Genomic DNA, 14,074 nt, shown 5'->3' with positions numbered 1-14,074 from the left:
ATGAGCAAGCGCATTAAAGATATCCCGAAACAGGACCGACCGCGCGAGAAGCTGCTTCGTAAAGGATCGGCCGCCTTGAACGATCAAGAGTTGCTGGCTGTGTTGCTCGGCAAGGGTGCGCCGGGAATGGATGTAATGGCCTTAGCCGAAAAGCTGTCCCGCGTCATCGATGAAAGAGGGTTAGGAATAAGTGCCGAGGAGCTCACCGGCTTTGAAGGCGTGGGCCCTGCCAAAGCCACGCTAATTCTTGCCGCAATCGAATTTGCCAGACGTCGCATCAAGCCGGAGGGGGTGAAGATTGAGACGCCGGCCGATCTGCTTCCTCACGTGAGGCATTACGCGGATCGCAAGCAGGAACACTTTCTCTGTGCCAGTATCAATGGGGCAAATGAAATTCTGAATATCCGGGTCGTGTCCATCGGATTGATCGACCGGGCGCCCGTCCATCCACGGGAGGTCTTTGCCGATGCCCTTGCGGATCGCGCCGCAGCTGTCATCGTTGCGCACAATCACCCAAGCGGCGGCATCGAGCCTTCACCCCACGATGTCGAAGCGACTGCCCAACTCAAGACCGCTGGTTCCGTTCTGGGCATCACGCTTTTGGATCATATCATTTTCAACAGGACCGAATATTACAGCTTTCTGGAAGCGGGAAAGCTGTAAACGGCTGATGCCTACCCGTATGCGCGCTGGGAAAAAGCGACAGCTTATCAAATTAATCCAGCCATTATGAGAGGAGACGGCAAGCATGGAAGTCAATCCAGAAAAACAAAATATTAACACACTATTTTCTACAACAAACTACCATATCGATTTCTATCAACGAGAATACAAGTGGAAAGAGGATGAGGTAGGACGACTGATTGACGACATTTTTTACCACTTTGAACAATCCTATGCTTTGCACGCTGATCTGGATCCCTCGGAAGCCAATGTGGCGAAATACTACTCTTGGTACTACTTGAACACATACATCACGAATAAAACAAACGGTCACATTTTCGTGGTCGATGGTCAGCAACGACTCACCACATTGACATTAATGTTGATCGCGCTCTATCAGATGTGCGGTCCGGCTTGTTTTAACTCGACGGACCTGCGTGACTGGTTGAAGACAAAGGTTGTCGGGGTTGGGGTTGGTGGCAAGAAGCAGTTCTGGATGGCGCACAGTAAGCGAGAGCCCATAATGCATGCCCTGTTTATGGATCTGCCTCTCACTAAGGATATGATCGAAGACGGGGTTACAGCTGAAAATATCATCAAGAACTATGACCGCATCCGGAAAGAGTTTTCAGCCCGGCTATCAACCCGACACAAGCTGGACACGTTCATCTTCTACTTCCTCTGTACTGTCGTCATTATCAATCTTGAGGTTGCACGGACCGATGTTCCTATGGTGTTCGAGGTCATAAATGACAGAGGGGTAAGGCTTCAGCCTTACGAGATCATGAAAGGAAAACTCCTCGGCGAGATTGATACGGCGGAGGTTGATCATTACACGGATATCTGGCAAGAATCATTGTCTAAGCTTGAAGCGAGGGCCGAAGACGAAGCAGACTATTTCTTCCGGACCTACTTGAGAGCGCACTTTTCCGAAGTTCGCAAACAGGGACAAAGCTTTGACGGACCATATCACAGAGCCATCTTCGAACCGATCTGTGACGATGTGCTACATTTGAAGCGCAATGCACAGGGGATCAAGGTTTTCCTCGACGGGCCATTCCGCTACTATGCATGGCTTTTCTTGAAGCTCCGTGAACTTGGTGAAAATGAACGATCGCCAATACCGGAGTGTTACTACAACTCGCAGCTTAACCGTATGGATGGCCATATCATGTTGACCATTGCGGCCTGTAACGTAAACGATCCAGACGAAGATACGAAGATAGCAGCCGTCGCAAGAGGCTTCGATCGGGCGTATGTATTGCTGCAATTGAATCGGGCATACGACAGTAACCAATTCCAGGAGTTTCTTTATACACTGAATCCCTTGCTCCATGGATGTCCGAAAGAAAAAATCGAGGAGACTATCAACGAGAAGGTTCTTGCAGAAATCAATAGTCGTCGCAACACTAATTCGAAGGATCTACTCACCTATGTTCAGTTCAAGCAGGTTGGGTATGGCGATTATAATCCCCGGTTTCTTCGATACTTCCTTGCGCGAATAGAGTTATTGATCGTTCAGGGACTTGGATGTAATCTTCAGGATACGTTGTACAATTACGTATCTGGAACCGGAAAAAGCAATGCATACCATATCGAACACATCCTTGCGCGGAACGACGAAAGCCGAGGTCTTTTTAAAAACGCTAAAGGCGATGTAGATGAAGCGCTGTTCGAAAACGAGCGAAACCGCTTTGGCGGTCTCCTGCTCCTCAAAGGACAAGATAACCAGTCTTCAGGAAAGGAATCATACGCAAATAAGTTAAAGACCTATACGGGCAGTGCCCCTTACCTGGCACAGACCTTGGTGCCGGACTTCTATAAGTCGAATTCCGCAATGCAGAATTTTATCCAGCAATCCAGTCTGGAATTTACGCCAGTTCCACAATTTACACTCGATGCATTAGAAAAACGTTCAGAACTTCTCTATGGATTGACTAAGAGAATCTGGCAGGTCTGAATTTTACCTGAGGGAGAGATAAATGGATTTTAAAAAAGGGGATCGTGTCAGATATGAAAAAGTCACAGCGTGGGGCTTGGGAGAAATAATTGAATTAACGGGCGGACCTTACTGTAAAATATTCTTTGTTAATCATGGCGAAAGGACCATCGGCAAGGATTTCATGGCGTTCCTTACCAAAATCGAAGGCAAAGATGCAGCCCACCCCCTTCTGGATAATCTTCGACTGCCCGGCCAGAGCAAAGATGTAAAATTCAGATCCATTGGGAATTTGGTGTCCTTGTTTTCGCGAATATTCCCGAAGGGTTTTTATGACAATGAATATCTGAAACACGAAAGAGCGTACAAAGTTGAAGCACACAACCTGATGACCAACTTACTGAACCAATCTGCATTCGCGGATTTAATGGAGCTTGGGGAATATGAAGAGATCTGTCTGCACGCCCTCAAGGTCGTCAATAAAACCAATTTGATATTTAAAAATGAAAAAATGACGTTGACGGATGGATTGAAGTCCGCCGAAAATAGGCAGCTTTTTTCAATCGCCTTGTTTGGGCTTCTCTATGGTTCCGAGCAATTATCAAAGAGGTTTGAATGTTTTGCGACCGCTTTGGAAAATATCAATGCTGCGAAATGGACGACTCAGACATACTTCCTGTTTCTTGCCTTCCCTGAAAAGTACATGTTCATGAAACCGTCAGTGACCCAGTATGCAGCGGACGCCTTTGCCTTTGAACTCCATTATCGTTCGGAAATCAATTGGAACAGCTACGAAAGGTTGCTTCTCTTTTCTCAATACGTGTCTGACGAATTATCAAAAATAAGCGATTATCTGAAGCCAAGGGATATGATTGATACGCAAAGCTTCATCTGGTCTTCGGTACCGGGGAAATATACCGCATAAATCTGATGACGCACAGCGAACCTTATAAAGAGGAGAGGAATCATATGTACCGAGAATCTGAAACCCTGGAGAAGAAATCCTCCTTTGCTGCCTGGAAAGAGATCATCATTTCCCTGTCCGCTTTCGCAAATAAAAAAGGCGGAAAGGTCGTCGTCGGCCTGGATGATCAGGGAAATCCGACGGGTTTGAGCATAGGCAAGGACACCTTGGAGGAAATGGCCAACAAGATCAAGATGCACACGGACCCGATCCTCTATCCCTCGATCAACGTCAAGACCTTCGGCCCCGGCGAAATCGTGGAGCTGGAGATCCCCGAGTCGGACAACAAGCCGGTTTTTGCCTTTGAGAAAGCCTATGTCCGGGTTGGAAAGGCCAACCAGAAACTGTCGGCCACAGAGATTCGCGACCTAATCAAACGTTATACGCTCCCCGATTTTGATCAACGGACGCTCTCGCAGGATTTCAAGACTCTGGATCTGGATGTGGCCGCCATCCGCCGCCTGAACGAAATGGTCTTTCATTTCGGTAAAATCCCGGAAAGACGCATCATCGAGAAGCTGATGGTTTTGAGAAAAGGAAAGCTTACCAACGCCGGCTACCTCTGTTTCACAAAGGAAAACGACCTGATTCCCAGCGCTGTGATCAAAGGCGCCCGCTTCAAGGGAAAGACGATGGTCCATTTCCTGGACATGAAGGATTTCAAGGGGAACCTGATTGCAGCGGTCGGCGAGGTCCTCGAATTTATCCAGAGGCATATCAGCATGGGCGTAGGTATCGGCGCCAAAGCCGCTCGTGACGAGAAATGGGATTATCCGCTGGAGGCGTTGCGAGAGGCCGTCGTGAATGCCATTGTCCACCGGGATTATACGGACCCCGGCAACATCCAGATCCGTATTTTCGACGACCGCCTGGAGATCTGGAGTCCGGGACTTCTGCCCAAGGAACTGAATATCAAGAACCTGCTGTCCGAAAACCGTTCCATCCCACGCAACAGGGGACTGGCGAACATATTCCATGACATCGGTTTTATCGAAGGATGGGGAACGGGATTTCAACGGATGGTGGAGGGGTGCGTCATAAACGGCAATCCCAAGCCTGAGTTGAAGGAAATAACCGGCGCTTTTGTCGTGAAGTTTACCCGGCGTCCCGCCATTGAGAGGAAAGGTGGCGGAATAAATGGCGGGATAAGTGGCGGAACAGATGGCGGGATAACGGAGGGAATAGACCGGCTTGCCGATTACATCAGGAATACTCCCGGCAAAAATGTCACAGAGATCACTGCCGCCCTGGATATCCCTCAAAGAACCATCGAACGCTTGGTAAAGAAGTTGAAAGAGCAGGGGATGATCGTTTTCATCGGACCCAGGAAGACTGGTGGATATTTTGTAAGCGGATTATTCATAAAATGATTCTCTCTGCGAATCATAGTGCCAATGAAGATCTGCCAAAACTGTTTTCAGAAATTTGACCAAGATGCGGTTCCTGAAAACGATCCCACCACGAAAAAGGAAGTTTTTATCAATTCAATCAATGGCCTTCCAATTGCTTTTCATAAAATTGATAGCCATCAACTAAATCCTGGCTTGCAGATGAAAGGATTCTGATTTTCATGATATTGATTTTTCTATTTTTTCCTTGGCATTATTCCAATCAATAAAAACATCCTCTCCACTAATAATTCCTTTTTCCCCATAATTTAAAACTTCCTTGTGCCAAGGCGCGGACAATCGACTTTCTGCTTTCTCAGATAAATCATCCCAAATAGCTTCCATAGCTTGGTTTTTCTCTTCAATCGACATTTTCTCTACAGATAAAGCAACTCCCATTTCCTTTTCTCCTTTCCACCTACAACAATAAAGAGCCCATTGCAAAACTCCCAACGCTGTCATTCCCGCGACGCTTCTGGGCGGGAAAACGAAGTTTAATGTTCATAATCCAGTTTTTAACTATTTGAAATCATGGATGCCCGACAAAAGCATTCGGGCATGACACGGAGTTTTGCAATTACCTCTAAAGTGAAGCTTTTGTCCTGGGCAGCTTGCCTGGTCGGGATGATCAGTTATTTCCCATATATCATCCCGCAAAAGATGAATTATTGCTTGTTCGAAAAATACATTCCTTCACTGACCTTTAACCATTCTTTTTTTCAGGATTCCACACGTATTTTATGGTTTTATCGTACATTATTTGTGTGTGTGTTTCAAATGATATTATGCCCTTTTTATTTTCAGGAATTATCGATAGTGGAGCCGGGAGAAAAGCAGCTCGGAAAATGGCAGGAACGGGGTAATTTCCATCGAGATCCTCAGAAGCGATACCTCTGCCAGAAAATCCGGAAAATCGGCAAGCCTGACCCCGTCCTTTTCGGTGGTGACAAGCAGGGATGCCCCACTTTGGGTGGCGAGACGCCGCAGCGCGACAATATCGGCGTCACTGTACGGGTGATGATCGGGGAAATCGCGGTACGAAACCACAGCCGCGCCCAGAGCGGCGAGCCCCTTGCGGAAGGATTCCGGAGAGCCGAGCCCCGAGAAGGCCATGATTTTTTCTCCCCGCAACGCCTCGGGAGGATCGCTGTGTCCCGTTTTGCCCGAAACGATCCCCGTCGGCCTGTGCACCCCCCGGAACGACGGCAGCTCAATATTGCAAACATTAAACTTCGTTTTTACAGGCAGAGGTTCGCCCTTTTCGGCAAGCCCGGTTCTCAGCAGCATATCCGCACGGGCGAGGGCGGAGGGACTTTCGCGCAGAGGCCCCCGGGGCAGGAGAAAACCGTTTCCAAAGGGACGGGCGCTATCAAGAAGGACAAGGTCGAGATCACGGAAGAGCTGCCGGTGCTGAAAGGCGTCGTCGAGAATCAGGATATCGGCGCCGAATTTCTCTAAGGCCGCACTGCCCGTGAGAAACCTGTTTGCTCCGGTAAGAACCGGAATCCCCGGCAGAGAGTTTGCCATCAGCACTGGCTCATCCCCGGCCTCTTTCCACCCCATCAGAACTGTTTTTCCGTCGGAGACAACATTGACCGGGCTTCCGGATTTGCCCCCATAGCCGCGGCTTAGTACGGCGGGGCGATAGCGGTGTTGTTGCAAGAGCTTGGCGATCATGATCACCGTCGGCGTCTTGCCCGTTCCGCCGACGGTAATATTGCCGACGCTAAGTACCGGGCAGGGAAGTCGTTCTTGTCGGATAATGCGCCGATCGCAGAGGATGTTTCTGAAAAGGACGGCGCCGCTGTAGGGAAGCGATAGTATCCGCAAAAGCATCCGCGGGAGAACATCTCCGGTTTTGGCTTCATCATCGTTCCATTGGCGCTGAAAACGGAGTTTAATGTTCATAATCATTTCGCTTACACTTTCTAATTGGTCTAATTGGGGTCAGAGTCACATTATATAAAAACCATTCCTACTGAGGCAATTGCAAAACTTCCTATTCTGTCATTCCCGCGACGCTTTTGGGCGGGTGTTTTGCAATTTCCTCCATTTTTATCTTGCAACAAACAGTGCCTGCAGGCGGTTGAAAATTTCGTTTAAGCGGGCCTCCAATTCCATGCTGAATTGAGCGATTTCACCGATGAGGCAGGTTTTCTCGTCCGCATCCAGGACGACGAGTTCAATGTTTGAGAATAATGAGCCTCCCGCGCTTGCAACTTTCTATCCGAAATACTCAGATGGAATCAAGTAATAAATTAAACTTTTCGGCCATTTGTAACTACAAGTACACGACACGCGGTATTGAATTGGGGGTGAAGATTGCCGTTTGAACTGTGCTCGAAACTATGCCTCAAAACAAATCCGGTCTTTTCCGTTCTTTTTCCCTGGTATATGAGCTGGTCAACCCGGTGAACGAATGCCTTTATCTCTTCCTACGGCTTATATTGCGCAAGACAGGTGCTCACCGTCATATGAACATCCTGACCCGTCGCCGTAAAGAAAGTCTCTTTCTTGAATTCCGTCCTACCTCTTTCTGCTGTATCATCAGCGCCGTCCTAACTTGTTGTCATGGGCAGGAGGATGGTGTAATTCTTCGTCACCATAACCCTGTCTTGCATTTATCCACGCACAACCAGCCCGCGCATCTGTGCAAACAGACTGGATTCCTGATCTTTATACGTTTCCATAATCGAGAGGATCTCTTTTTCAACGGCGAAAAAGGCATCCACGACCTCCGGGTCGAAATGGCTGCCCCTGCCTTCCCGGATGATCGCGAAGGATTTTTCCAGTGGAAAGGGTTCTTTGTACGGTCGCCTTGAGATCAAGGCATCAAACACGTCGGCAATGGCCGCGATACGTCCCGCCAAAGGAATGGCCGGCCCCCGGAGACCAAGGGGATAGCCGCTGCCATCCCATTTTTCATGGTGGGCAAGAGCGATAACTTCCGCCAATTTGATAAATTCCGAATCAGAGCCGCTCAGAATTTTTCCTCCAATGACAGCGTGTTGCTTCATGATTTCCCATTCTTCCGGATCGAGTTTCCCGGGTTTCAAGAGAATCTTGTCGGGAATGCCGATTTTCCCCGTATCATGCATGGGGGATGCATAGAGTATGGTATCCACGTCATCCTTGCTTAGTCCCATTTGACGGGCAACGACGGCTGCATAGTTGCTCATCCTCTTGATATGGGCGCCCGTATCCTCATCTTTATACTCGGAGGCGCGGGACAAACGATAGATGGTATCCAGAGACGCTGCCTTGATGGTTTCGAAGGCTTTCCGTAATTCTTCCGTCCTTTTCGCAACTTCCGCTTCCAGTTCTTTCTGATAATCCCGCATGTGGTCGTTATACGCCTTCACCTGCACCAGGGAATTGACCCTTGCCTGCAATTCGGTCCTGTCCACGGGTTTGCTCAAAAAATCGTCGGCCCCGGCCTCAATGGCTTTGATCCGGTTTTCAACATCTTGCAGCATGGTAACCATAACAATCGGGATGATTTTGGTTTCCTCATTTTCTTTCAGTTGTTTGGCAACGTCAAAGCCGCTTATGCCCGGCATCATCACATCAAGGAGGATGACATCGGGGGGCGTTTCCTGAACTTTCCGAAGCGCATCTTCTCCATCGGCGGCAAGAATGACCTCATAACCTAAGGGAATCAGCAATGCTTCCATCAACCGGCGATTCCGGTCTTCGTCGTCAACGACAAGGATTAATGCTTTCTTTTCCATGAATTTATCCCTCACTCAGTATATTCTTCACTTTTTCCAACAGTTCCTTGATGTTATATGGCTTCGACATGTAGTCGTCACAGCCGGCCTGAATGAATCTTTCCCGGTCGCCGCCCATGGCAAAGGAAGTCAGCGCAATAATCGGTATGTTCTGTGTTGCAGGATTTGCCTTGATGAGTTTCGTGGCTTCCATACCATCCAGGATCGGCAACTGAATGTCCATCAGAATCAGATCCAGTCTTTCCTGCCTTGCCAGCTCGACGGCCTTCCTCCCGTCGCCGGCCTCGATGGTGGTGTACCCGGATATGTTGAGGATATCACGCAACAACTTCATATTTTTCCCGTCGTCTTCCACGATGAGAATATGCTTTCCCCCATCAGCTTTCCCAGCGGGGATCCAACCGTACAACTCTTCTTCCGTTTCCCGGGCGTCAATGCCGCAGGGAAGACTTTTTAGAAAATCTATGCACCCCGGGATCATTTCCTTCGGTATAATGGAACCATGTTGAGGAAGGATCAGTTCCAGATCCAGTTTGGCAATAATTCCCATAACTTTAGACAAATGGCGGGTGCTGGCCATGTAGCCGACGTGAAAAACCCTCATCTGCTCCTCATATCCCTCTGCGGCAAAAAGAGACAATCCTGGACTGATGGCGCCAAAGAGATCCGACGAAAACAGGACCTTCTCCCGTTCATCATAGGTCACAATGGCCGCAGGAAAGTGGCAGAAGGGGGTCGTCAGAAACCGGAGTATCCGGCCGCTTTTCAACGTGAGGCTGTAGTGGTTTTTGTCCACGAGGTAGAATTCACTCTTGATGCCGTAATAATGGATGATGGTACTGGCACGAGAGTGGGTAACAATCTTCATTTGTCCATGATCGATGGCCTCCTCCAGAAGGGGCATGGCGGCGCACAGATCGGGATCCTGATGATGGAGAACCACGTAGCGAATCTGGGCGGGTTCGACGATGGAAAAGACTTTACGGGCCACCTCTGGATAATCGGCGACGCCTCCCGGGTCGAAGAGGACCGCCTCCTCCCCATCGACCAGAAGGTAGGGATTGCAATGAAATAACTCCTTTGGATCGTGAGAACCGACCCAATAAATTCCTTTGGCCACTTCCACCGCTTCGGCATCATTGTAAGAATGATTCTTGTCCATTAAATCCTCCTCTAAAAAGTACGCCATCCCCGCCCCTTCTCTTGTCATTCCCCGGCTTGACCGGGGAATCCAGAAGACCCTGAAAAGCCCTGGATTCGCGCCTACGCGGGAATGACATGGGAGACCGGCAGGAGTACGCAAAACCGGCTTCCTTTCCCCAGACCTTCGCTTTCAACCCAGATGCGCCCCCCATGCAGCTCTACAAAATCTTTTGTCAGCGGTAGGCCGAGTCCCGTCCCCGGCGTCTTGTCCGTTAGTCCCCCCAGTATCTGTATAAAGGGTTCGAATATCCGCCCCTGGTCTTCTGACTTAATCCCGATACCCGTATCGCTCACACAGATCTCCATTAAGGGCCCTTCATCCGTTCCGTCTTTACCAGCAGTTCCCTCTGCCTCCACAAGACGCGCACTCACCCCGATCTTCCCGCCGTCCGGTGTAAACTTCGCCGCGTTGGAGAGGAAGTTGAACATGATCTGCTTGAGTTTTCTCTCATCTCCATCCATCTCCAACCCTTCCAGCGAGGCAGGGATGTTTAGCTCCACAGCGATTCCATGGCTCAGAGTCTTCTCCTGGATCATGAGCAGCGAGTTTTTCAGTAACGCCGTGATATCCACCCGGGAAAGCTCCAACTGCATTTTTCCCGCCTCGACCTTGGACAGGTCGAGAATATCATTGATAAGAGACAGCAGATGTTTGCCGCTGTCGAGGATATCCGTCACATACTCAACCTGTTTTTCGTTGAGCTCCCCGTAATACTTGGCCTGCAGGACCTGGGAAAAACCGATGATGGCGTTCATCGGCGTCCGCAACTCGTGGGACATGCTTGCCAGGAAATCGCTCTTGGCGCGGTTTGCCGTCTCGGCTTCGAGTTTTGCCGCTTCAAGCGATTTGGAATTATTCCTCAAACTCTCCTCCGCCCGCTTACGTTCGGTAATATCCACGAACGTCACCACGGCGCCCACGATCTGACCATTCCTGTGCTGCGGGTAGGCCCTGTATTCAGCAGGGAAAGAGGCGCCGTCTGCCCGCCAGAGCACTTCATCGTCCACGTGCGCACCTTCGCCTTGTTGGACAGCCCGGAAGATCAGGCACTCCTCAATGGGAAAGGCTGTCCCATCGGGTCGCGTGTGATGAGTCAGCCGGTGCATATTCTTTCCGATCAACTCGTCGGCTTGTGTGTATCCGAGTAAGCTGAGGCATGCCGGATTGCAGAACGTACAGTTGTCGTCCGGATCGATGCCGTAGATCCCTTCAGCCGTTGAGTTCAGCAGCAGGCGGAGTTGTTCCTCACTCCGGCGCTGCGCCTCCTCCACCTTCTTACGGTCCGTGATATCCCTGAGAAAGGAGAAGAATCGTCCGCCATCAACGGGCAGAAAGTTGGAACTGATTTCAATGTCAATTGGTCTGCCTTCCTTGGATTTATGGCGTGTTTCAAAACATTCGTAACCGGATTCCATAAGTTTCCGGATATGCCGGGCGGTATCCTCCGGTGTTTCATTAGCTTCAACATCGGTTACGCTCATGTTCCTAAGTTCGTCCCGGGTATAGCCAATTAAACGGCAGTAGGCATCATTCACGTCGAGAAAATGTCCCTGTGCATCGGTTATCCAGAAACCATCCAGCGAGATTTGAATGATTGTTTTATATTGTTCCTCAGTCCGCTTTTTTTCCGTCACATCCCTCGCCATGCTGACTACCAGCCGCCTGCCGTCAGCCAATTTCCCCAGGGGTGCGGAGGCGAAATCCCATATTCGTTTGCTTCCGTTCTTGGCCGTAACGATATATTCGCCTTGATCTTTTCTCGTACCCAGGTTGAATAATGTATCAATGTAATCCTTGGTGATCGCGATGTGTTGACCGTATGCCTTCGTCATCCAATCGGAAACGGTAGGAATATCCGCATGGGCATAACCCGTTATTTCCTCCCATGCCTTGTTGATCAACACCACCTCTCCATCTTCCGCCTGAATCATCATGGGGAAAGCCGCATCCATCACGGCACGGCGAAAACGTTCTTCACTGCCTGCGAGCGCCTCTTCTTTCTCGCGTATTTCCCGCGCGGCATGCCGCACAAAGAAATAAAGAATCGCCGAGAAAAAGAAGATGAAAGACAGGATAATAGTGATCGTTCTGAGCATTGGCGCCAGGATCACCGTGGGGGAAACCTCTGAAACGATAACGAGGTGTTTTTCCTTTGTATGAGGAAATTCGACCCGGCTGAATAAAACAAACCGGCAAGAATCGAAAGAAAATGCCATCCCATTTTCGTTATTCATTATTTTCCTGAATAAATCAGGCTGGTATGCCTTCAGATTCTTTCCCGTGTTTAAATCGGCAGGAGAGCCCCACTCCCTGTCGGGGTCGCTCTTTTGGTGCACAAAATAACCGTCCTGGTCAACAATGTAAATCTCTTCGCCTTTTTGAGATTTTAGTAACCCGGGGGAATGGAGCAGAAATTGGACCTCCACATTGGCTACAATAATGCCGCGAGGGCGGCCGTTGTTATCAGATACCGGCGTGGCAATGCGCAGTGTTGGCCGGTAAGGAACTTCTATTTCCCCCCGTTCCTGATTCAGGTCAATATTGGAGAAATAGACACGGCCTACGGAGAGTTTCATTGTTTCGGTAAAGTAATAGCGATCGGCCTTGTTTTGCAGTTCAGTATCCGGGATGATCCTGGCTTTACCATCCTTAAAATCCACTCTGGCAAGTTCGCTGCCCCTTTCATCAATGTAACGTAACTGCATGTATTCGGTTTTTCTCGTCCCTAAACTTTCATATATTTGCCGAAGCCTTTTTACCCAGTTCTTCCGACTGATTTCTTCTTCCCGGTCATAGCCTACCCCTTCAATTGCCCTTATCATCCCCTGTATGGGAAGAACCTCCGTCAGAAACAATATATCATCGGCATATCTTTGAAGATATGTCTCGATTTCTTCGTCTTGGTGACGAAGATAGGGTAACTGGAGCGATTTGGCAGCAGAAATGGAAGATCGGTAACTCAGATAGGTTGAGAAGAGAAGGGCACAGAACATGAAGACGACAGTGAAGGCAATGATTGTCTTAAAATAACCTTGGTATCCTTTTGCTTGCATTTCCATATCCTCCTGCTTCCTGCCTCAAGGCTATACTTATTCCAGAAAAAGGGAGAGATCTTTTTTTCTTTCTCCCACGAGACGGATTTCATCCTCCGTCAGGCTGTAGAGGTCGCCGTTAATTGAATTGGGGTCAGAGTAACATTATACAAAAACCATTCCTACTGAGGCAATTGCAAAACTTACTATTCTGTCATTCCCGCGACGCTTTTGGGCGGGAAAGCGAAGCTTAATGTTCTAATCCAGTTTGTAACTGCATAAAATCATGGATGCCCGACAAGAGCATTATGAACATTAAGCTTTGCTTTCGGGCATGACAAAACGTTTTGCAATTTCTTCCAATGATATTGAATATCTTTGATTGTAAAATGTGACCCGTCTCCTATTGTTCCCCGCTGTCCAAAAATCTCTGCCGGAGCTCCGGCAGAGATTAATTGCATGAAGTAATTAATGAATTAACGACAGTGTTCCCCGTTTTCATCATCCCTTATGCCCCGCCATCAGGCCAAGGGGGGTGGCTGCAGGCGGTTGATAATTTCGTTCAAGCGGGCCTCCAATTCCATGCTGAATTGAGCGATTTCACCGATGAGGCGGGTTTTCTCGTCCGCGTCCAGGACGGCGAGTTCAATGTTTGAAAATAATGAGCCTCCCGAGCTTGCAACCTTCTATCCGAAATACTCAGATGGAATCAAGTAATAAATTAAACTTTTCGGCCATTTGTAACACCTTGTGTTCTTATAAACCAAATGTTGTAAACTACCCTGGGGCACCGGGGTAAAATGGGAGGAGTGAATCTGTATAACACCTGATGCCAGAGAGCATGATTTGTAGAGTAGATCCTCTTCCCACTGCTTTGTTCAATAACTCGTACGGTATCATAAACCTTCTCTGATGGGAATGAGTTTGCACTTGCAAGGTTGATTAGAGCGAAGCTTTTTTATCGAGGGTGATATTTTTTGAGGGAGGTATTTCTATGTCAGTAGCGGTTCTTGGGATAGATATTGCGAAACAGAAGTTCGATGCCGCACTTCTTTTAGAGGGGAAGACAAAACATAAAACCTGCAAGAATTCGGCGGAAGGTTTTGAGATGTTGAGGCTCTGGCTTGAGAAACAGGGCGTTCAAGGGCTCCAT

Annotated in this window: 10 protein-coding genes; 5 read left to right on the top strand and 5 right to left on the bottom strand. The window is 48.8% G+C overall.

Annotated elements, in window-relative coordinates; all coding sequences use genetic code 11:
- The 4 genes from radC (at position 1) to M0P74_12445 (ending at position 4,936) form a co-directional block, all read left to right on the top strand.
- A complete protein-coding gene (radC, locus tag M0P74_12460) occupies positions 1 to 663 on the top strand; it encodes a DNA repair protein RadC (GenBank protein MCK9364395.1) in 663 nt (220 codons plus the stop codon).
- A gap of 85 nt (positions 664 to 748) precedes the next feature.
- Positions 749 to 2,623, top strand: a complete 1,875-nt coding sequence (locus M0P74_12455) for a DUF262 domain-containing HNH endonuclease family protein (protein ID MCK9364394.1) — start codon at positions 749 to 751, stop codon at positions 2,621 to 2,623.
- 22 nt (positions 2,624 to 2,645) lie between these two features.
- Positions 2,646 to 3,527, top strand: a complete 882-nt coding sequence (locus tag M0P74_12450) for a hypothetical protein (protein ID MCK9364393.1) — start codon at positions 2,646 to 2,648, stop codon at positions 3,525 to 3,527.
- Positions 3,528 to 3,571: 44 nt separating this feature from the next.
- Complete coding sequence (locus tag M0P74_12445; GenBank protein ID MCK9364392.1) at positions 3,572 to 4,936, top strand: putative DNA binding domain-containing protein; 1,365 nt, start codon at positions 3,572 to 3,574, stop codon at positions 4,934 to 4,936.
- A gap of 198 nt (positions 4,937 to 5,134) precedes the next feature.
- On the opposite strand, the gene M0P74_12440 is transcribed toward M0P74_12445, so the two are convergent.
- The 5 genes from M0P74_12440 to M0P74_12420 all read right to left on the bottom strand — a co-directional run bounded on the left by M0P74_12440 (position 5,135) and on the right by M0P74_12420 (position 12,942).
- Positions 5,135 to 5,353, bottom strand: a complete 219-nt coding sequence (locus tag M0P74_12440) for an addiction module protein (GenBank protein MCK9364391.1) — start codon at positions 5,351 to 5,353, stop codon at positions 5,135 to 5,137.
- A gap of 408 nt (positions 5,354 to 5,761) precedes the next feature.
- Positions 5,762 to 6,862, bottom strand: a complete 1,101-nt coding sequence (gene lpxK / locus M0P74_12435; GenBank protein ID MCK9364390.1) for a tetraacyldisaccharide 4'-kinase — start codon at positions 6,860 to 6,862, stop codon at positions 5,762 to 5,764.
- 713 nt (positions 6,863 to 7,575) lie between these two features.
- Positions 7,576 to 8,685, bottom strand: coding sequence for a two-component system response regulator (locus M0P74_12430; protein ID MCK9364389.1), 1,110 nt, complete (start codon positions 8,683 to 8,685; stop codon positions 7,576 to 7,578).
- A gap of 4 nt (positions 8,686 to 8,689) precedes the next feature.
- A complete protein-coding gene (locus tag M0P74_12425; protein ID MCK9364388.1) occupies positions 8,690 to 9,847 on the bottom strand; it encodes a response regulator in 1,158 nt (385 codons plus the stop codon).
- Positions 9,848 to 9,948: 101 nt separating this feature from the next.
- Positions 9,949 to 12,942, bottom strand: a complete 2,994-nt coding sequence (locus tag M0P74_12420; protein ID MCK9364387.1) for a PAS domain S-box protein — start codon at positions 12,940 to 12,942, stop codon at positions 9,949 to 9,951.
- A gap of 434 nt (positions 12,943 to 13,376) precedes the next feature.
- Here M0P74_12420 and M0P74_12415 point away from each other — a divergent pair, with 434 nt between their 5' ends.
- On the top strand, positions 13,377 to 13,577 hold the full coding sequence (locus M0P74_12415) for a hypothetical protein (GenBank protein MCK9364386.1): 201 nt from the start codon (positions 13,377 to 13,379) through the stop codon (positions 13,575 to 13,577).
- The last annotated feature ends 497 nt before the right edge of the window (positions 13,578 to 14,074 follow it).

It is taken from the genome of Syntrophales bacterium (assembly GCA_023229765.1).
Lineage (GTDB): Bacteria > Desulfobacterota > Syntrophia > Syntrophales > UBA5619 > DYTH01.
The sequence above is the reverse complement of the archived record's forward strand: the minus strand, read 5'-3'. Positions and strand labels throughout refer to the sequence as shown.

Excerpts from the sequence above, each read along its gene's own strand:
- M0P74_12430 (MCK9364389.1), bottom strand. The coding sequence starts at position 8,685 with ATGGAAAAGAAAGCATTAATCCTTGTCGTTGACGACGAAGACCGGAAT.
- M0P74_12445 (MCK9364392.1), top strand. The coding sequence starts at position 3,572 with ATGTACCGAGAATCTGAAACCCTGGAGAAGAAATCCTCCTTTGCTGCC.
- M0P74_12420 (MCK9364387.1), bottom strand. The coding sequence starts at position 12,942 with ATGCAAGCAAAAGGATACCAAGGTTATTTTAAGACAATCATTGCCTTC.
- radC (MCK9364395.1), top strand. The coding sequence starts at position 1 with ATGAGCAAGCGCATTAAAGATATCCCGAAACAGGACCGACCGCGCGAG.
- M0P74_12450 (MCK9364393.1), top strand. The coding sequence starts at position 2,646 with ATGGATTTTAAAAAAGGGGATCGTGTCAGATATGAAAAAGTCACAGCG.
- M0P74_12440 (MCK9364391.1), bottom strand. The coding sequence starts at position 5,353 with ATGGGAGTTGCTTTATCTGTAGAGAAAATGTCGATTGAAGAGAAAAAC.
- M0P74_12425 (MCK9364388.1), bottom strand. The coding sequence starts at position 9,847 with ATGGACAAGAATCATTCTTACAATGATGCCGAAGCGGTGGAAGTGGCC.
- lpxK (MCK9364390.1), bottom strand. The coding sequence starts at position 6,862 with ATGAACATTAAACTCCGTTTTCAGCGCCAATGGAACGATGATGAAGCC.
- M0P74_12455 (MCK9364394.1), top strand. The coding sequence starts at position 749 with ATGGAAGTCAATCCAGAAAAACAAAATATTAACACACTATTTTCTACA.